This window comes from Roseivivax isoporae LMG 25204, assembly GCF_000521865.1.
In the GTDB taxonomy this organism is placed as follows: Bacteria; Pseudomonadota; Alphaproteobacteria; order Rhodobacterales; family Rhodobacteraceae; genus Roseivivax; species Roseivivax isoporae.
This window is the reverse complement of record NZ_JAME01000003.1, coordinates 22,068-40,899: the sequence shown is the minus strand read 5'-3', so window position 1 is coordinate 40,899 and position 18,832 is coordinate 22,068. Positions and strand designations below refer to the sequence as shown.

The 18,832-nt window shown below is 73.1% G+C and carries 7 protein-coding genes; 1 reads left to right on the top strand and 6 read right to left on the bottom strand.

Translation table 11 applies throughout. The annotated features are described in order from the left end of the window. Window positions 1-111 precede the first annotated feature (111 nt). From RISW2_RS02330 to RISW2_RS02310, 5 genes are all read right to left on the bottom strand, one after another. Entirely contained in the window at window positions 112-4,662 is a 4,551-nt protein-coding gene (locus RISW2_RS02330) for a MupA/Atu3671 family FMN-dependent luciferase-like monooxygenase (RefSeq protein ID WP_043766083.1), read from the bottom strand. Then, window positions 4,659-5,684 (bottom strand): glycosyltransferase, encoded by a 1,026-nt coding sequence (locus RISW2_RS02325; RefSeq protein WP_043766081.1) that lies wholly within the window; start codon window positions 5,682-5,684, stop codon window positions 4,659-4,661. The genes RISW2_RS02330 and RISW2_RS02325 overlap by 4 nt, the downstream gene beginning before the upstream one ends. Then, window positions 5,681-12,121, bottom strand: a complete 6,441-nt coding sequence (locus tag RISW2_RS02320; RefSeq protein WP_043766078.1) for a type I polyketide synthase — start codon at window positions 12,119-12,121, stop codon at window positions 5,681-5,683. Before RISW2_RS02320 ends, RISW2_RS02325 begins: the two co-directional genes overlap by 4 nt. A gap of 178 nt (window positions 12,122-12,299) precedes the next feature. Next, complete coding sequence (locus RISW2_RS02315) at window positions 12,300-13,670, bottom strand: oligosaccharide flippase family protein (protein ID WP_043766076.1); 1,371 nt, start codon at window positions 13,668-13,670, stop codon at window positions 12,300-12,302. Further along, window positions 13,667-14,548: a glycosyltransferase family 2 protein gene (locus tag RISW2_RS02310; protein WP_244437494.1), complete on the bottom strand. Its 882-nt coding sequence runs from the start codon at window positions 14,546-14,548 to the stop codon at window positions 13,667-13,669. Before RISW2_RS02310 ends, RISW2_RS02315 begins: the two co-directional genes overlap by 4 nt. 157 nt (window positions 14,549-14,705) lie before the next feature. Between RISW2_RS02310 and epsE the strand changes: the two genes are divergently transcribed. Further along, the gene (gene epsE / locus RISW2_RS02305; protein WP_244437493.1) at window positions 14,706-15,932 is read left to right on the top strand and encodes an exopolysaccharide biosynthesis GT4 family glycosyltransferase EpsE; all 1,227 of its coding nucleotides are present in this window, start codon (window positions 14,706-14,708) and stop codon (window positions 15,930-15,932) included. Between the two features lie 10 nt (window positions 15,933-15,942). Here epsE and RISW2_RS02300 read toward each other — a convergent pair whose 3' ends face one another. Next, a complete protein-coding gene (locus RISW2_RS02300) occupies window positions 15,943-18,825 on the bottom strand; it encodes a type I secretion protein (protein ID WP_043766073.1) in 2,883 nt (960 codons plus the stop codon). Between the last annotated feature and the right edge of the window lie 7 nt (window positions 18,826-18,832).

Sequence of the window (18,832 nt, the reverse complement as noted above, 5' to 3'; positions counted from 1 at the left end):
CGATCTCCTCCGCGCGGCCCACCCGTCGGGTGCCAGCGCATCGCATGGCTGGGAGGCGGAAGTATTGCACCGCCCCGGCGACCTGTCAAAGCCGCGCGCCGGGGCGGATTGTCACGCGCTGCGGCGCGCCCGCATGGCCTGCCGGCGTGCCATGGCGTCCGTGCGCGCCCGCGCACGGTTGTTCGCGGATCCAGAGGCCTCGGGCGCCGCCGGCGCGTCCGCGGCGGAGCCCGACAGCTCCGCCACGCGCGCGGCGAGGTCGGCCAGCACCGGAAAGCGGAAGATGTCGGTGATCGACAGCTGCGCCACGCCCATCTCGTCGCGGATCGCGCGGTGCGCCTGCACCGCCAGCAGCGAATGCCCCCCGAGATCGAAGAAGCTGTCGCGCCCCGCGGGGGACGCGACCCCGAGGATGCGCGCCCAGATCGCCGCGATGCGCGCCTGCATCTCGGGCGCGGGCCGGCCTGCGGCGCGGATTGCGGCTTGCGGGGCGTCGGGCGCGGCGGTGCGCCGCGGAGGCTCGGCCGCCTGCGGCGGGGGCAGCGCGGCCCTGTCGACCTTGCGGTTGGGGGTCAGCGGGAAGGCGTCGAGATGCACGAAGCGCTGTGGCACCATGATCGCGGGCAGCCGCTCCGAAAGGCTCGCGCGCAGCCGCGCCTCGCCCTGCGGCGCGCCGGTGTAGTAGCCCACGAGCCGCACGTCACCCGGCCGGTCCTCGCGCGCGGCGACCACGCCCTGCGTGATCCCGGGCACCGCCTCGAGCGTCGCCTCGATCTCGCCGAGCTCGATCCGGTGGCCGCGGATCTTGACCTGGAAATCCGCGCGCCCGACGAAATCGATGCGCCCGTCCGCGCGCCGGCGCACGAGGTCGCCGGTGCGGTACATGCGGCCGCCGTGGAACGGGTTCGGCACGAAGCGTTCGGCGGTCAGCTCCTCGCGGTTCCAGTAGCCCCGCGCGACGCCCCGCCCGCCGATCCACAGCTCGCCCGGCACGCCCACCGGCACGGGGGCACGTTCCGCGTCGAGGACGTAGAGCTGCGTGTTCGCGATGGGTCGGCCGATGTTCACGATGCCCGCCGTCGGCGCGACCGGCTCGACCGACGACCAGATCGTCGTCTCGGTCGGTCCGTACATGTTGACGATGCGCGCGTCGGTGATGCCGGACAGCTCGGCGGCCAGCGCGCCGGGCAGCGGCTCGCCGCCGAGGAAGAGGTGCCGCACGCGCCCGAGCGCAAAGCGCGCCTCGTCATTCAGGGCGATCATGCGCGCCATCGACGGCGTGCACTGCAGGTGCGTGACGTCGTGGCGCACGATCTGCGCGGCGATGGAGAAGTCGTCGGGCGCGGGCTCCGCCCCGGCATTGGCGCGCGCCACCACGTCCGCCAGCGGCCTCAGCCCCTCGAGCACGGCGTCGGGCGCGATACCGTAATCGATGAGGCACGCGATCTCGCCCACGCCCAGCGCGCGCACCGCCTCGACGCGCGCCAGAGCATCCTCGACGGTGCCGAACAGCCCGGACTCGGTGAAGTACCGCTCGAAGGCGAAGTCGAGGATGCCTTCGAGCTCGTCCTCGGACAGCGATCCGAGGTCGAGCTGCATCGGGGTCTCGACGCCCTGCGGCCGCTTGAAGGCCGGGAAGGCCCAGGCGTACTGCTTGATGAGCCCCGCGGCCGAACGCAGGTAATCCTTCATCGGCTCCCGCGCGATCTCGCGCGCCTCCTCCCGCGTCGCCGCGATGAAGGTGTGCAGCATCAGCGTCACGGTGAAGCGTTCGGGATCGTGTCCCGCCTCGCGCAGCGCGGCGTGGTAGATCGCGATCTTGTCGCCCACCTCCTGCATCGACTGGCCGAGAAGGTGGGTCAGGACGTTCGCCCCGAGCCGTCCGGCCTCGGCCCAGGTCTCGGGATTGCCGGCGGTGGTGACCCAGACCGGCAGGTCGCGCGAGACGGGGCGCGGCTGGGTGACGACCTCGTGCATGGAGCCGTCCTTGCGGGGGAACGCCACCGCCTCGCCGCGCCAGAGGCGGCGCAACGTGCCGATGGCGTCGATCATGGCGCGCTTGTTGTCGGGGGGCGTGTTCTCGGGGCGCAGGACGAAATCGTCGGGCTGCCAGCCCGACGCGATGGCGAGGCCCGCGCGCCCGTCGGTGAGGTTGTCGATGACGGCCCATTCCTCGGCGATGCGGGCGGGATGGTGCAGCGGCGCGACGCAGGACCCCGCACGCACTCCGATCCGGCTGGTCAGCGCGGCCACCGCCGCGCCGGTCACCGACGGGTTCGGATAGGGGCCCCCGAAGGCATGGAAATGCCGCTCGGGCGTCCAGACCGCGCAGAAGCCGTTGGCATCGGCGAATTTTGCCCCCTCGAGCAGAGTGCGGTACTTGTCCGGGCCGACGCCGTCGTCGTTGCCCCAGTAATAGAGCGAGAAGTCCATCGCCCCGCCCGCACCGAGCGGACCCCTCGAGATCATGCCGCGGTCCGCGTCCGAGGTCAGCACGACCTTGTAGCCGCGCGCCGTGGCGTAGAAGATCTCAAGCACCGAGATGTCGAAGCTGAGCGAGGTGACGGCAAGCCACGTGCCGCCCGGGTCGGGCACATGCGCGTCCATGCCGGCGTAGAAGTTCGCGACGGTGCCGTGCTCGACCATCACCCCCTTGGGCGTGCCGGTCGATCCGGACGTGTAGATCAGGTAGGCGAGGTCCTCCGGCCCCGAGGTGGGGCCGAGCGGCGTGTCCGGCGCCGATGCGAGGCGCGGGTCGGCATCCATCCTGAGAAGCGCCGCCTCCGTCTCCGGCAGCGCCCCGGCGAGGGCCGATTGCGTGACGATCACCCGCGTGCCGCTGTCGGCGATGTAATGCGCGAGCCGCTCGGCCGGATAGGCCGGATCGAGCGGCAGGTAGGCGCCGCCCGCCTTCAGGATCGCGTAGGCCCCGGTCACGAGGTCGTGCGAGCGCGCGCAGGCGAGGCCCACCACCACGCCCGGACCGACCCCCATCTCCCGCAGGACATGCGCCGCCCGCGTGGCCCGAGCGTCGAGCTCGGCATAGCTGAGACCATGGTCCTCGAAGACGAGCGCCGGGGCGCCGGGGGTGCGCCGCACCTGCGCCTCGAACAGTTCGTGGATCGTGGCGGGCGCGACCTCGGCCGCGGTGTCGTTCCAGCGATCGACGACCAGAGCATGCTCGGCCTCGGGCATCGGCGGCAGGTCCGCGAGCGCGGCGTCGGGCGCGGCGTCCGAGAGGGCACGCATGCGGTCGCGCAGGAGCCGGGCAAGATCGGGACCGATGCGGGCGGTGTCCACGTGCAGGATCGTGCCCGCTTCGCGCGTCTCGAGCGTCAGCGCAGCGCCGGGAACGGGACCGGCAGCCTCGGACAGCGCGAGATCCGGCACCGCCCGCGGCAGGTCCGTGTCGCGCATGAGGAGGTCGCGGGCAAAGCCCGACCGGCCACGCAGGCGCGACGCCGCGTCGGCAAGGTCCGCGGCAAGGGCGGCGCGGGTCGGCGCGGCCGCCACCGTCAGCGGCACCCAGGGCGCGACGAGGCCTCCCGCGGCGAGGTCCGCGATGTCCCCGTGCCGCCAGGCCATCGTGACCTCGGACGCTTCGGACAGCCGCAACGCCAGCGCGGCCAGCGCGTCGGGATCGATGCCGGCCGCCTCGAGCGTCTCGACGGCGCCCGCGCCAGATGCCGCCCCGGGCAGCAGCGCGGGGCGCGCCGCGGCGAGCCTTGCGCGCCAGAAGCCGTCATGCCGCGCGACATCGGCCTCGGCCGCGTGCGGGCGACCGATCACGGACCCGGCCGGCAGCGCCTCGCGCGCATCGCAGGCCACGCCCTCGAGCGTGGCGACACGCGCCGCCAGCGCGCCCGAGCCGCAGGCGATGACGGCGCGGCCATCCTCGTGGCGTAGGATCGTGCCGGGCGCCCCGGCCCCGTGGGCGAGGCGCGCCTCCGTGACGGCGAGGACCGCATCGCCCGCCCGCAGCTTCGGCACGCAGAGCGGGTTCCAGTAGCCGCCATGGTCGAGCGCCCGGCACAGCCGTTCGAGCGCCGCAGCATCCTCGGCGGGATCGAGCACGCCCTGCCCCGCCGGCCGGTCGGCGCGCGCGTGGTAGCTGCGCCGCGACAGGTCCTGCGGCATCGCGTCGGGCGCGCCGCGCTCGAGTTCCGCCACAAGCGCGTCGAAGCTTTCGAGCGCGGCCTCGAAACATTTCATGTTGAGCGTGAGCGCGGTGTCGGCGGGGCCGATGTCCACCGCCCGCGCGACGAGGATGTCCCCCTCGTCGACGCCGCCGGCGATGCGGTGCCAGGTGATGCCGTGCCGGGTGTCGCCCGCGGCGATGGCCCAGACCGGCGCGTTCAGCCCCGCATGCCGCGGCAGCGGGCCGTCGTGGAAGTTGACCGCGCCCTTGCCCGCCAGCACCAGCACGTCGTCCGGGACGAGGTCGAGGTTCGCCACGCTCAGCAGCCATTCGAAGGGCGGCAGCCGCGTCTCGAGCCCGGCGCCCGGCGACTCCACGGCCAGCCCGTGCCCGCGCGCCCAGTCCACGACCGGCCCGGACCGCGTCACGACGCAGGCGATGCGGTGACCGCGCGCGAGGAGCTTCCTGCCGCATTCGAGCGTCAGCGTGTCGTTGCCCATCAGCACGGCGGTAAAGGCGGTCATCTGCGGTCCTCGGCGTTCGGCGCGCCGAGCGGGCGCCGCGATGGGTGTGAGCCGGGCCGGTGCGCCCGGGACAGGAGCGCGCGCGCGTCATGTGCGGCGAGCGTGCGCAGGAAGCGCCGGGGATCCACCCGCGGCCGCCGCAGCAGTCCGAGCTTCAGCCGGCAGAGCACGCCGCCCGCGAGGTGGGCGAGCGTGGCGCAGGCGGCATAGGCGCGCCCGCGGGTCTTGGTGAAGTAGTGCCAGCGGCTGTCGTACCAGTATTCCGGGACGCGCACCCAGGTCCTCATCCCCGTCGACACGGAGCCAAGGTGCATCACGCGGCTCTCGAGGACGTAGTGCACCTCGGCGCCGAGCGCGGCCACGCGTCGGCAGAGTTCGGTTTCCTCGAAGTAGAGAAAGAACGCCTCGTCGAAGAGCCCGCTCCGGTCGAGGATGTCCATCCGCATGAGCATCGAGGCACCGGCCAGCCAGTCGACCTTCCGGGTGGCGTTCGGCACGCCGAGCGACACACGCGCGTCGGGCATGAGCTTCGACACCAGCCCGATCCGTGCCGCGCCCTCGAATTCCGAGGCGATGGACGGAAACCGGAACGCCGTGGCGTGCGGAATGCCGTCCTCGCCGTAGATGAAGCTTCCCGCGATGCCGACCCAGGGGTGGGATTCGAGGTGGTGCAGCAGCACGGCGATGGCCGAGGGATCCGGAAAGGCGTCCGAGTTCAGGATGTAGACGTAGTCGGGCCGCACACCGTCGCTGCGGCCCGCGCGGATGCCGGCATTGTTGCCCGCGCCGAAGCCGCCGTTGCGCCCGCTCTGGATTACCCGGACCGGCAGGTCGCGCGCCCAGCGCGCCTCGGCGACGCCCGCGCGCAGCTTCTCCTCCGACCCGTCGCCCGAGCAGTTGTCGACGATCACGATCTCGCCGTCGAGACCATCGAGGGCGCACGCCGCGGCCTCGGCGGCGCGCAGCGTCATCTCGGGCGTGCGCCAGTTCAGGATGACGGTCAGGAGGCGCGGGGTGCTCATTCGGCGGCCTGGATCGGTCGGAAATCGACGACGGTGCCGCGGTCACCCGCCGCAGCCTCGGCCCGCGCGAGGACGGCGCGCATCTTCTGCGCCAGCACCCGCACGTTCGGTTCGAGCACCATGGAATCGTGGTCGCCCGGCACCTCGTGCACCTCTACACCCGGAACGAAGGCGCCCCAGCCGTTGTCCGGCAGGAGGTAGGCGCGCTGGCTGTCCACCGTGCGGCCGCCCGCGACACGCCACTGCGCCTGCTGCGGCGGCCGGAAGAGGACGAGCCGCCCGCCCCACGGCGCGACGCGGTAGGCCGCCACCGCGCCGAGGAAGGCCGCCTCGATCTCGGCATTGTGGAAGGCTGCGGCGGCGTCGGTCCGCGCGGTGCCGCGCCGGCGCGCGATCTCCCACCGGACGCGGTTTGCGGCCCAGACGAAGGGGTAGCCCACGCCCTTGCGGCGCAGCTCGTGCAGCTGGATCATGGCGCGGTCCTGCCAGAGGAGCGGCGCACGCTGCGGCAGCGGCGTGTCGAGCAGAACCACCAGCGCGACGCTGTCGCCCATCGCCTCGAGCTGGCGGGCGATCTCGAACGCCGTGATCCCGCCGCCCGAGAAGCCGCCGACGAAGTAGGGGCCGTCCGGCTGGACCTGCTTCATCTCGGCCACGTAGTCGGCGGCCGCCTCGGGCAGCGTCGCGTGCGGCGCCTCGTCACCGTAGAGCCCCCTGGCCTGCAGCCCGTAGAACGGGCGGTCGGTCCCGAGGAGATGGGCGAGGTGGCGCAGGTTCAGGACGTTGCCGAACATGCCGGCGACGAGGAAGAACGGCGCCCTCGGCCCGCCCTCGCCGTCGTGCATGGCGACGAGGTGCTTGAAGCGCCGCTCGGGCCGGGTCCGGGCGGGGGCGGGCGCGCCCGAGGCATCCACCGCCCCGGTGCGCTCGGCGATGAGCGCCGCGCATTTGCGGATGGTCGGCGCCTCGAAGAGGACGGAGATGGGGAACTCCACCCGGTAGGCCTTGCGCACCATGGCGAAGAGCCGCACCGCGATCAGGCTGTGGCCGCCGAGGTCGAAGAAGCTGTCCTCGACACCTGCGCGCGAGACGCCGAGGAGGTCCTGCCAGAAGCCCGCAAGCGTGCGCTCGATATCGGTCTCGGGCGCGACGTAGTCGCCGTCGAGATCGGGTCGGTCGAACCGCTGGCCCTCGCCCGGGGCGGCCGACACGGCACCCGCCTGCGCAACGAGCGCGGGCAGGTCCATGGACGACACGACGAGGTCGGCGGGACCCGCCGCCATGGCGCGGGCGAAGGCGTCGACGCCCTCCGCCGGCCGGATGCCTTGCGAGAGGTTGTGCGCGAGCCGCTCCTCGGCGGGCGACAGGGGCGCGGCGTGCGCCGGGGCGTCGGTCTCGACCTCGGCGGCGGAGAGGCGCGGCGCCTGCGCGAGCGTCGCCGGGCCGGAGAGGCGGCGGATGGTGAAGCCCTCGACCTCGACCAGCACGGTGCCGGAGGGGTCGGCAAGCGTGACGTCGAACACCGCCGCCTCGCCGTCGGCGCGGTTCTCGGCGGCATTCCGGACCCAGCTGACCACGCGCGCGCCGAGAGGCGCGTGCACGCGGACGCGTGCATAGGACACGGGCACCCAGAGATGGCTCGGCCGGTAGCCCGCGATCAGGTCCATCGCCCAGCCGGTGGCGATGTCGAGGAGCGCCGGGTGCAGCATGAAACCCGCATCGCCCTGCGCCTCGAGCGGCAGGGACAGCTCGGCCAGGCCCTCGTCCCGTCCGAGCGCGCGGGTGTCGAGCACGCGCCAGCGGGGCCCGAACCGCAGGTGCACCTCCTGCCCCGTGCGCAGCTTGCGCCCGTCCGAGGCGGCCTGCGGGGCGCCGCACCGGTCGCGGATCGCCGCGAGGTCCAGCCTGCGCGGCGGCGCGAGCGGCGCGAGGCGGAGCGCTCCCTGCGCGCAGAGCGCGAAGCCCGACCGCCCCCCGGCGCGCGCATCCGCGAGCACCTCGAAGCCGTAGCCGGCCTCGTCGCGGGTCAGGCGCACGCGCACGTCGCGGGCTCCGCCCTCGGGCACCGACAGCGGGCGCAGGAAGGTCAGGTCGCGCAGCTCGAAACTGTCGCCCTCGCCCTGAGCGAGCAAGGCGTGCGCGGCGAGCGTCAGGTAGCCGGTGCCGGGCAGGAGCGCATCGCCCGCGGCGGTCCGGTGCTCGTCGATGAACCAGTCGGACGCCGAATAGCGCGCGGCAAAGACGCGCCGGCCCCGTGCATCGAAGCTCGCGGTGTCGAGCATCGGCGGCGCGGCCTCCGTCACCGGCAAGTCCGGCACGTCGCCGGTGCGGGCCGCCACGGCCTCGGCCGCCATGCCGACCTCGCTCCAGATGCCCCAGTTGATCGCGACGACGCGCGTGGTCCCGCCGGCCCGCGCCCGGGCGAAGGCGTTGAGATATTCGTTGGCGGCGACGTAATCGACCTGTCCCACCGGCGCGGTCACCGTCGAGGACGAGGCGAAGAGCGCCATCCACCTGAGCGTTCCGTCCGGGAACAGCCGGTCGAGCACGTGGGTCCCGTGGATCTTGGGGGTGAAGACGTCCTCGACGCTGGCGGACGTCTTGGCGAGGAGCGGCGCGTCGGCAATGAGGCCCGCCCCGTGGATGACCGCCTCGACCGGGCCGAAACGGGCCTCGGCCTCGGCCACGGCCGCACGCATCTCGTCCGCGTTGCAGACGTCGGCGGCGACGCAGAGGACAGCGGCGCCCGTCGCCTCGAGCGCCTGCACCGCGCGGATGCGCCGCGCGACGCGGTCCTGCGGCGCATGGCGGCGCAGATAGAGGTCCCAATCGGCGCGGTCTGGGAGCGCACCGCGGGCCACGAGCACGAGGTTCGCGCCCCTGGCGGCGAAGGCGCGGGCAAGCGTGAGACCGATCCCCCCGAAGCCGCCGGTGATCAGGATCGTCCGCGCCTCGGGCAGCGGCGCCTCGCGCAACGGGCGGGGCACCATGGTGCATTCGTGGCGGCGGCCGCCGCGCAGTGCGACGATGCGGTCGCCCGGTTCCGACATCAGTTCCTCGAGCACCGCCTCGTCGAGCGGCGCGCGGGCGCGGTCGTCGCGGCGGGCGAAAAGGCCCGTCGTGCGCCGGGGCAGAACGAGGTCGCAGGTCGACACGGTGACGCCCGGCAGCTCGCGCGGGATCACCCGAGCGGGGCCGGCGATCGTCGCCTTCTCGGGATGGGGCAGCGCCTCGTCGCGCAGGCGCGCGGCGCCGTTGGTGAAGACGGTGACGTGGATCGGGCGCGGCAGCGTCTCGTCGGCGATGGCCTGCGCGAGGAAGAGGAGCGCGTAGAAGCCCTGTTCCTGCAGCCTGTGAAAGAAGCTCGACCCCGGCCGATGGTCCGTGCCCTCGGTCACCGGCCAGAAGTGGCCGATGCGGGTGGGCACCACGCCCCGGGACAGAAGGTCCTGGATCAGAAGGTCATATCCCTCGCGCCCACGTTCCGGGGCGAGGGTGTAGGCATCGTCCGCGAGCCGCGCGAACATGTCGCCCGGACGCACCTCGACCACGTGGTGGCCGGCGGCGCGCAGGCGCGCGGCGGCAGCCGCGGCGAGGCCGCTGTCATCGGCGAGCAGGAGCCAGGTCTGCGGCTCGGCGGCGGCGAGGTCGTGGCGCACGTCGACCTCGACCGGGGCGGCGCGGGGACGCCAGCGGGGCTCCCATCCCCAGCGGGCGACGTCGTCGAGGCGCGGCAGGAAATCCGGCGCGGCCTGCGCCGCCTGCGTGCCGGGCTCGATGAAGTAGGGCGACCGCTGAAAGGCATAGGTAGGCAGCACCACGCGGTTGCGGCGGCCCTCGCCCCAGACCTGCGCCCAGTCCGCCTCGAACCCCAGCGCCCAGAGGCGGCCAATGATTTCAAGGAAGTAGCGGTCGTCCGCGATCTCTTCCTCCGGGTGGCGGAGGCTCGACAGCACGGCATTGGCGGGCACGTCGCCATGCTGGCGCGCGAGCGCCGACAGGGCCTTTCCGGGCCCGACCTCGAGATAGATGCGGTTGTCCCGCGCCAGCGTGCCGACGCAGTCCGCGAAATGGACCGTGTGGCGCAGATGCTCGACCCAGTAATCGGGCGAGGTGGCCTGCGCGTCGGTCATCCACGTGCCGGTGCGGTTCGAGGTGAGCGGAATCCGCGGCGGCGAGAGGGTGATAGTCCGCAAGTGGTTACGGAAGTCTTCAAGGATCGGGTCGAGCATGCGGCCATGCGCGGCGATGTCGATGGCGATGCGCTGGCAGTCGATCCCGTCCGCCGCGAGCCGCGCCTCGAGCGCCTCCAGCGCCTCGGACGGGCCCGACGCGACCGACAGGCCCGGGCCGTTTTCCGCACCAAGATCAAGGTCCTGGCCGAGATAGGGACGGAGCCTGTCGGCCGGCAGCGCGACCGACAGCATGCCGCCGGCGGGCACGGTGTCGAAGAGGCGGCCGCGCAGGTGCACGAGACCGATGCAGTCCTCGAAGGACATGACGCCCGCGACGCAGGCGGCGGTGTTCTCGCCCATGGAATGGCCCGCGAGCGCGGCGGGTTCGACCCCCCAGCTCTGCCAGAGCCGGGCGAGCGCGTATTCCACGATCATGATGAGCGGCAGCTGCACGGACGGTCGGCGCATCCGCTGCTCAGCCGCCAAGCGGTTGTCCTCGCTCGGGAAAAGCGTCGCGCGAAGGTCCTCGCCGGTCAGCGTTCCGAGGTGGTCGAGGCCGCGGTCCATCCAGTCGGCGAAGACCGGTTCGGTCTCGTAGAGATCGCGCGCCATGCCGGGATATTGCGCGCCGCCACCAGGAAACAGGAACACCACGTCGGGGTCCTGGAGGGCGGTGTGGTCGTGCATCCGGCGGGGCTGGTTTCCGTCCAGCAGGCGTATGGCATCGGTATGGCTCTCGGCCACCAGGACGCGGCGCTTCTCGAACCCGCGGCGGCCCTCCTTGAGGGTCCAGGCGATGTCCGCGAGCGGCTGGTCCTCGTGGCAGGCGAGGTGCGCCGAGAGGCGCTGCGCGTTGGCATCGAGCGCGGCCCTCGACCGCCCGGAGAGCGTGAGCACCTGGAACGGGAAGGCGGGCGCCCCGGAGGGCGCGCGCGGCGGCGCCTCCTCGAGCACCGCATGCGCGTTGGTGCCGCCGACGCCCAGCGAGTTGACGCCGGCCCGGCGCACGCCCGCGGCGGGCTGCCAGTCGGTCAGGGTCGCGGCCACGCGGAAGGGAGATCCGTCGAAGGCGATGGCGGGGTTCGGCGCCTCGAAGCCCAGCGAGGGCGGGATCTGGCGGTTGTGCAGCGCGAGCGCGGTCTTGATGAGGCTCGCCACGCCCGCGGCGGTGTCGAGGTGGCCGATATTCGTCTTGACCGACCCGATGCGGCACTGGCCCACGGCATCGCTCGTCTGCCGGAAGGCCTGTGTCAGCGCCGCGACCTCGATCGGGTCGCCGAGATAGGTGCCGGTGCCGTGACATTCCACGTAGGACACCGTGTCGGCGGTGACGCCCGCGACCGCGAGCGCCTCGGCCACGGCGCGGGCCTGCCCGTCGACCGAGGGCGCGAGGTAGCCGGCCTTGGCCGCGCCGTCGTTGTTGACCGCGGTGCCGCGGATCACCGCCCAGACATGGTCGCCGTCGGCGATCGCGTCGGCGAGCTGGCGCAGCACGACCGCGCCCGCGCCCGAACCGAACACGGTGCCCCGGGCACGGTGATCGAAGGCGTGGCAGGCGCCGTCGGGCGACAGGATCTCGTTCTCGCGGTAGAGGTAGCCGCGGTTCGCCGGCAGCTCGATGGTCGCGCCGCCCGCGATCGCCATGTCGCATTCGCCGAGCAGCAGCGACTGGCAGGCATAGTGCGTGGCCACGAGCGAGGTGGAGCACGCGGTCTGCAGGTTCACCGAGGGGCCGTGCAGGTCGAAGACGTGGCTCGCCCGCGTGGTCATGAAGTCCTTGTCGTTGCCGGTATGGCGCAGCAGGAACATCCCGGTCTGGTCGACGAGGTCGGGATTCGAGCAGACGTTGAAGTAGAAGTAGCTGCCCATGCCGCAGCCGGCGAAGACGCCGACCTGCCCGGCGAAGCGTTCGGGCACGTGGCCGGCGGTTTCCATCGCCTCCCACACGGTCTCGAGGAACTGGCGGTGCTGGGGGTCCATCACCGCCGCCTCCTTTGGGGAGAACCCGAAGAAGTCCGCGTCGAAGGTCTCGAACCCGTCGAGCGGCGCGGCGTAGGGCACGTAGTTCTTGTGGCGGATCAGGCCCGGGCTTTCGCCCGCCGCGATCAGCTCGTCCTCGGTCAGGCGGCGGATGGACGACACGCCGTCGCGCAGGTTGCGCCAGTAGGCCGCGATCGAGGCCGCGCCGGGAAGGTGCGCGGCCATCCCGACGATGGCGATGTCGTTCTCGTGGCCCGCAGGCGGGCTGGTCGGTTCAGTCATGGCACCAGGTACTCAACGCTTCGTCCCGCCTAGACGGGTCCTGTGGGCGAAATTGGGCAGATTTGTGATAACCTCTGCCCGGCCGCTGGTTTTCCCCGCCCGCCGCGCCGCATTGCGGACGGGCCGGCGACGGTCGCGACGATATCCGAGTTTTGTCGTCGCCGGAACGCGGCCGGTGTCACGAAGTCGCGGCCAGGGCCACAATGTCGCTATAGTTGAAATGAATCGCCGCAAGCGCAATCAGGAGACCCGCGCCGAAGCCCAGGAGGTCGTGCATCGGGTCCCAGGCGCCCATGCGCCGGGCGAGCCAGAGCACGACCGGGTACATGGCGAGGTAGGCCGCCCCCTGCCCCACGAGCGCGCCCATGAGCCCGTGGGTCTCGAGCCCGACGAGAAGGCCCGCGACCATCAGAAGCGCGCGCGCCAGCTGCAGGACGAAGAAGCGCCGTGAATCGCCCGCGGCGAGCGCCGCCTGGTCGTAGGTCAGCGCGACGATCTGCGGGATCTGCCCCACCGCGAGGATGACCACCACGGCGCCCGCGCTCTCGTAGCGGGGATCGTAGAGGAGGTGCACGAGCCACACCCCGAGCAGACCCGCGCCCGCGAGCAGCGCCAGCAGGAAGGTCGTGACCGCGGCGCGCATGCGGCGGAGCTTGAGGAAGTTCGCGCGCGAGGCGGTGGGCGGGCTTTCGCGGTAGACGGGGATCAGCACCTTGCGGGTGATCATGCCGCCGAGGAGCATCGGGAACGAGGCGAGGAAGTAGCCGATGTTGTAGATCCCGAAGAGGTCGAGCGGCAGGTAGCGGCCGATCAGGATCTTGTCGCCCTGGTGGAAGGCGAAGCCGCAGACGGTGGAGAGGAAGATCCACTTGCCGAAGCGGATGAGTTCCTGCGCCGCCGGCGCCTCCCAGCGGAAGCGGTTGGGCGTGCCGGGCAGGAAGCGGCGCAGGAGGACGAGGTGCACGAGCTGGCTGAGGATGCCGCTCGCCACGAGCGCCCAGACCGACCCGGTGGCCCAGGCGAGCGCGATGGCGGCCAGGAGACCCACGACCTGCGTCGCGACCTCGATCACCGTGACGCGCCCGAGCAGCAGGTGGCGCCCGGCGGTGTCGAGGGTCGTCGGGTTGAAGCCCGCGATGAGCAGCGTGAGGCCCGCGACCGGCAGGAGGTGGGCGAGCTGCGGCTCGCCGTAGACCCACGCCATGGGCCAGGCGAGCGCGGCGGCGGTGGCCGAGAGCGCGACGCCCCGGATCACCTGGATGGTCCAGGCGGTGTCGAGGAAGTCGCGGTCGTCGCCCCGGCGCGACTGCAGGATCGCGGGCGTCACGCCCACGTCCGAGAACATGGCGAGGCCCTGCATGAGGACGCTGACGAGCGCCATCATCCCGAACGCCTCGGGAAAGAGCAGCCGCGTCAGGACGAGGTTCGAGAGGAGCCGCAGGAGCTGCGCGGTGCCGAAGCCGCCCATGGTCAGCATCGAGGAGCGCATGACGCGGGCGCCGAGCGAGGCGCCGCGGATGCGGGCGGTGAAGCTCGCCGCGCCCATCATCGGCCGCGGCTCCAGCCGTCGGGGCCGCGCGGGGACAGGCGGACGGCGAGCGCCACGCCGGAATAGACGGCGAAGCCGAGCGGGTCCGACAGCGCGAGGCGCAGCTTGCGGGCCAGCGGAAACGGCGGCTTGTTGTCGTTGGCGGCGAGCGCGGGGAAGCGCGCGGCGATCTCGGCCACGCCGCGGTCCTGCCGGCGGCGCACGCGCACGAGGGCGGGAAGCCCCTCGACCACGGGCCAGTCGTAGGGCGCGGGCACGGCGACGCGTTCGGAGGGCGCGAAGTTCAGCCGGACGAAGGTGTCGTCGGACACGATGTCGGGGAAGGCGCCCCAGCGGGCGCGGCCGGCGGCGTTGACCGCGAAGAGCCCGCAGCCCGGCACGTCTGTCGACATGAACGGCACGCGCGCCCAGATGCGGGCATAGGCGCGGCTCGCCCAGCTGCGCGCGCGGGCGATGCGCAGGGTGCCGCTGGCGTAGCGCGGCGCGTCGGTGGCGAGGGCCGCGGCGAGGGCCGGCAGGAGCGGCGGGCTGACCCGGACGTCGGCGTCGAGATAGGCGCGGGCGGCACCCGCGGCCGCGGCGTCGCCGTCGTTCAGCGCCGCGAGCTTGCCGCCGTCGGCACGTTCGCGCACCACGAGCCGCCAGCCGCGGGCGGCGAAGTCCGGCGCCCGGTCGCGGGCGCGCGCGGCGGTGTCGTCGCGGCAGCCGTTCGCCACCACGATGACCTCGACCCCGCCCGGAACCGGGTCGGAGGCCGCGAGCGCACGCAGGCATTCGGCGATCAGCGCCGCCTCGTTCGAGGCGGGCACGATCACGCTCAGGGCCGGGACGGACGCCGCCGGCGACACCGGCGGGCAGACGGGCGTCGATCGTTCCAATCCAGTCACACTTGCAAAAATTCCGTCATGTGTCGGACCGGCACATGCAGGCCGAGTGTGGCCAAAGAATGAAAACTAATAAAGGTTCGAAAGGATGGTCCGGTCTGCTCCCGGACCGGCTGCCCTGACCGACATCGACGACAGACAGGCGGAAATCGTGACCCGACCCTTGCGGATCGGATACCTCGTGCCCCAGTTCCCGGGGCAGACCCATGTCTTCTTCTGGCGCGAGATCGCGGCGCTGGAAGATATGGGCGTGGAGGTGCAGTGCCTGTCGACGCGCAGGCCGCCGGCCGGGATCGTGGCGCACCGCTGGTCCGAGGCGGCGATGGCGCGAACCGTCTACCTCGACCGCATGGATATGACCGCGGCGCTGCGCGCGACGGCGGAACTGGTGCCGCGGGGGCTGAACCTCTGGATGCTGACCGAGGGCGTGGGGTTCGCCCGCGACGTGACGCTGACGCTGTCGGCGGCCTGGCAGTTGCGCACGCTCGCCCGCAAGCAGGGGATCGACCACGTGCACGTGCATTCCTGCGGCCGCGCGGCGCTGATCGCGGCGCTGTCGGCGCGCATGGGGGGGCCGAGCTATTCGCTGACGCTGCACGGGCCGCTGTCCGACTATGGCCCGGGCCAGCGGTTCAAGTGGCGCGGCGCGGCCTTCGCCACGGTCATCACGCGCCAGCTCGAGGCCGCGGTGCGCGCGGAGCTGGGCGCGGCGCTGCCGCCCCGGGTGGTGGTGCGGGCGATGGGCGTCGATCCCGACGCCTTTGCCCGCGACACCCCCTATGCGCCGGTGCAGCACGGCCGGCCCATGCGGCTGTTCTCGTGCGGGCGGCTCAACGTGGTCAAGGGCCACCAGGACGTGATGTCGGCGGTGCGCCAGCTTCTCGACATGGGCGTGGACGTGCGGCTCGAGATCGCGGGCGAGGACGACGAGGGCGGCACCGGGTACCGGCGCATGCTCGAGGCGCACCTGAAGCAGCTGCACCTGCGCGACCACGTGAAGCTTCTGGGCGCGATCGACGCGGCCGAGGTGCGCGCCCGGCTGATGGCGGCGGACGTCTTCGTGCTGGCAAGCTGGCACGAGCCGCTGGGCGTCGCCTACATGGAGGCGATGGCGGCGGGCGTGCCCACCATCGGCACCGATGCGGGCGGGGTGCGCGAGCTCATCCGCGACGGGCATACCGGCATCCTGGTGCCGCCGCGCAACCCCGGGGCGCTGGCCCGCGCGATCCGCGACCTTGCCGGCAAGCCCGATTACGCGCTGCAGCTGAGCGCGGCGGGCCGCGCCCACGTGGCGGAGCATTTCCACGCCAGGCTCGGCGCGCAGACGCTGGTGGACGAGATCGGCCGCGTGCGGGCGGAGGCCGGCGCGGACGCCTGACCCGCCCGCGTCAGTTGGTCGGCACCACGGTGCCCGGATCGCCGGCAAAACCCATCTCCTCGATCGCGACCATGGTCACGCGGACGGTGCCGCGCGTCGCGACGAGGCGCGGGCCGTCCTCGGCGAAGCTGTAATCGGTGGAGAGACCCGGCAGGATGGCGCGGTCGCGCCCGGCCCCGCCGTGCAGCGCGTCGCTGCCGCCGCCCGAAACCAGCACGTCGTCGCCCGGCCCGCCGAGCAGGATGTCCTCCTCCGGCGTGCCGACGAGGTCGCCGCCCCTGGCCGGGGCGGCGGCGACGCGGCCGTCGGCAAAGACCTCCGGCTCGCGCGGGTCCCAGTCGACCGGGGCGGAGGCGTTGTGGGCCATCAGCACGTCCCAGCGCGGGTTGGCGTCGTCGAGATGGCGCAGCCCGCCCCAGCTGCCCCATTTCGACGGCGCGGCCACGTCCACGAAGGCGTTGAAGAGCCGCCCGCCCGCCGCGGTCCAGCCCGCGAGCGCCTCCTGGTAGAGCGCGGCCATCTCGGGGGCGTAGCTGAAGGCGTTGAGAAACTCGGTCAGGCGGGCATCCGCGACGCGCGCGCCCTGCGCGACCGCGTGGCTGCCGCCCTCGTACATGACGAGCTGCAGGCCCGCCTCCGCGGCCACGGCGGCATGGTAGGGAAAGAGCTCGTCGGTCAGCGCGGCGAGCGAGCCTTCGCGGATCGCCCGGGCGAGCGCCGGGAAGGCCGGGGCGAAGCGGTTCGCGCGCACGTATTCGCGCAGCGCGACTCGGCTCAGGCCCTCTGCCGCGCCGGCGTCCTGCGCTGCGGCCTCGGCCGCATCGAGCCACGCGTCGATGCGGGGGGCCATGTCCTCGGCCGCGACCTCGTAGCCGAAATAGCCGGTGACCGCGTAGGCGTCGAAGCTGTCCCGCGGCATGCGCCCGAGTTCGAGATAGGCGAGCGGAGCGGTCAGCACCTGGGCCTCGAGCCCCGGCCAGCCGGTCTGGGTCGAGACCACGCGCACGAGGCGCGCCTCGGCCTCGGGGCCGAAGACCTCGGTCCAGATGTCCATGACCTGCGCCGCGCGCAGGCCGTAGAACTGCATCCAGCCCGCCTCGCTCTCGCCCCAGCGGGCGCGGGCCTGGTCCTCGGCCCAGTCGGCCTGCGGGAAGATGCGGTTCCAGACCTCGTTGGAATATTCCACGTGGGCGCGCAGCCGCGGGTCGAGCGTGTCGCGCACGGCCGTCGCGAAGGCGCGGACGAAGGCGTCGTCGGCGGCATGCGGCAGGGTGAACCACGGATCGGCGCCGACCTGGTTGGCGAGCGCCACCATGATCTCGACCGGCGCGCCGCGCACCGCCCAAGTGCGGTCGGCGGGTTCGGGGCGGTCCTCCCACGCGGTCAGGGTCGAGCCGTTCGTCATCATCCAGTCCATGAAGCGCAGCACGCGCACGTGGCGGACGCGTTCGATCCAGTCGGGATTGAAGACCACGCCGGCCTCGTGCAGGCGCAGGTAATCCTCGCGCACGATCGTGATGTCGCGGACGGGATCGTCGGGATCGGTCTCGAGGAGGACGATGCCCACCGGGTCGGGGCCCGGCGCGTAGTGGAACCGGATCTCCTGCCCGCGGCGCTGGACGCGGCCCGCGCGGCCCGAAAGCTCGATCCGGCCGGTGCCCTGCCAGCGCAGCACGTAGGCGCCGCGCAGGTGGTCGGCCGCCTCGGGCTGGTCGGTCAGCACGAAGGTCTCGAGCCGCTCGACGCCGTCGGGGATGCGCAGCGGCCAGCCTTCGGGGGAGAGGTGCCCGGCGGCGCGCAAGGCGTCGCCGTCCATGCCGCCCCATTGCCCGGGCAGGTGGCCGACCCAGTCGCGCGCGGTCTTCATCACGTCGACGAAGGGGTGCTGCGTCGACCAGTCGGAAATGCCGTTCAGCCCGAGCCCGAGCGCGGGCGCACCCTCGGGCAGGGCGCCGGCGGGCGGCAGGTCGTGGTCCTGCCGCGCGGGCAGGTCCGTCGCGGCGGCGGTCCGGGTCGGCGCCGGGGCCGCGGCATGGTCGCACTCGGCCACGGTGGCGGCGATGGCGCCCGCGATCTCGGGCCAGGCCGCGCGCAGGGGATCGGGCAGCGTCGCGGGCAACTCGAGGTCGGCGGGGGCGGCCGCGCCGTAGAGCGCCGCGTAGACCGAGGCCGCGGCGAGCAGATAGGTCGCCTCGGTCCCGTGGGGAGCGTCGTCGAGGTAGAGGTCGGTCGCGTCGAGGTCGTCGAGCGGGTCTTGGGTCATGACCGCCGAGAGCGCGGGCGCCACCGGGATCAGGCGGATGTCGAGCGCGGGGCGCGCGCGGCGCAGCGCGTCGACGTAGTCCACGTACCAGTCGTGGTAGTCGCCGAGGTTGAAGCGGTGGTAGCGGCGCAGCGCGCGGCGCGAGGGCGGGAAGGCGCGGGTGAACTGCGCCATGTCGGCCCAGCCCTCGTAGATGTGGAAGGTCGCGTCGGGCGCGCGGGCGGCGGCACGGTCGAGGACCGCGAGCGTGGCGTCGAGCGGGCTCCGGTCGTCGCCCTCGTAGCTGCGGTCGGCGGGCTGGTACTGGATGAAGTTGGTGGGCGTCACCACGATGTCGGTGAAGTCCGCGGGATCGGCCGAGTCCTGACGCGCGACGCCCTCGATGGCCCAGCCCGGCGCGGGGTCGGCCGCGGCGAAGTCGCGCAGGAAGCCCCATTGCCCGTCGATGCGCAGCGCGCGCCCGTCGGCCTCTGCCATGAGCGCCAGCCAGTGCGGCACGTTGGCGCGCGGCTCGTCGGGATGGTGCACGAGGCTGTTGCCGAAGACGTAGAGGTCGCGCGGCGCGTCCGGCTGCGCCGGCGCGGCGGCGGCCAGCGGCAGGAGCGCCAGCACGGCGAGGAGGACGGCCATCGGGCGG

Bases quoted from the DNA above. Each gene is read 5' to 3' on its own strand.
- RISW2_RS02315 (WP_043766076.1), bottom strand. From the start codon at position 13,670: ATGATGGGCGCGGCGAGCTTCACCGCCCGCATCCGCGGCGCCTCGCTC.
- RISW2_RS02320 (WP_043766078.1), bottom strand. From the start codon at position 12,121: ATGACTGAACCGACCAGCCCGCCTGCGGGCCACGAGAACGACATCGCC.
- RISW2_RS02325 (WP_043766081.1), bottom strand. From the start codon at position 5,684: ATGAGCACCCCGCGCCTCCTGACCGTCATCCTGAACTGGCGCACGCCC.
- RISW2_RS02300 (WP_043766073.1), bottom strand. From the start codon at position 18,825: ATGGCCGTCCTCCTCGCCGTGCTGGCGCTCCTGCCGCTGGCCGCCGCC.
- RISW2_RS02330 (WP_043766083.1), bottom strand. From the start codon at position 4,662: ATGACCGCCTTTACCGCCGTGCTGATGGGCAACGACACGCTGACGCTC.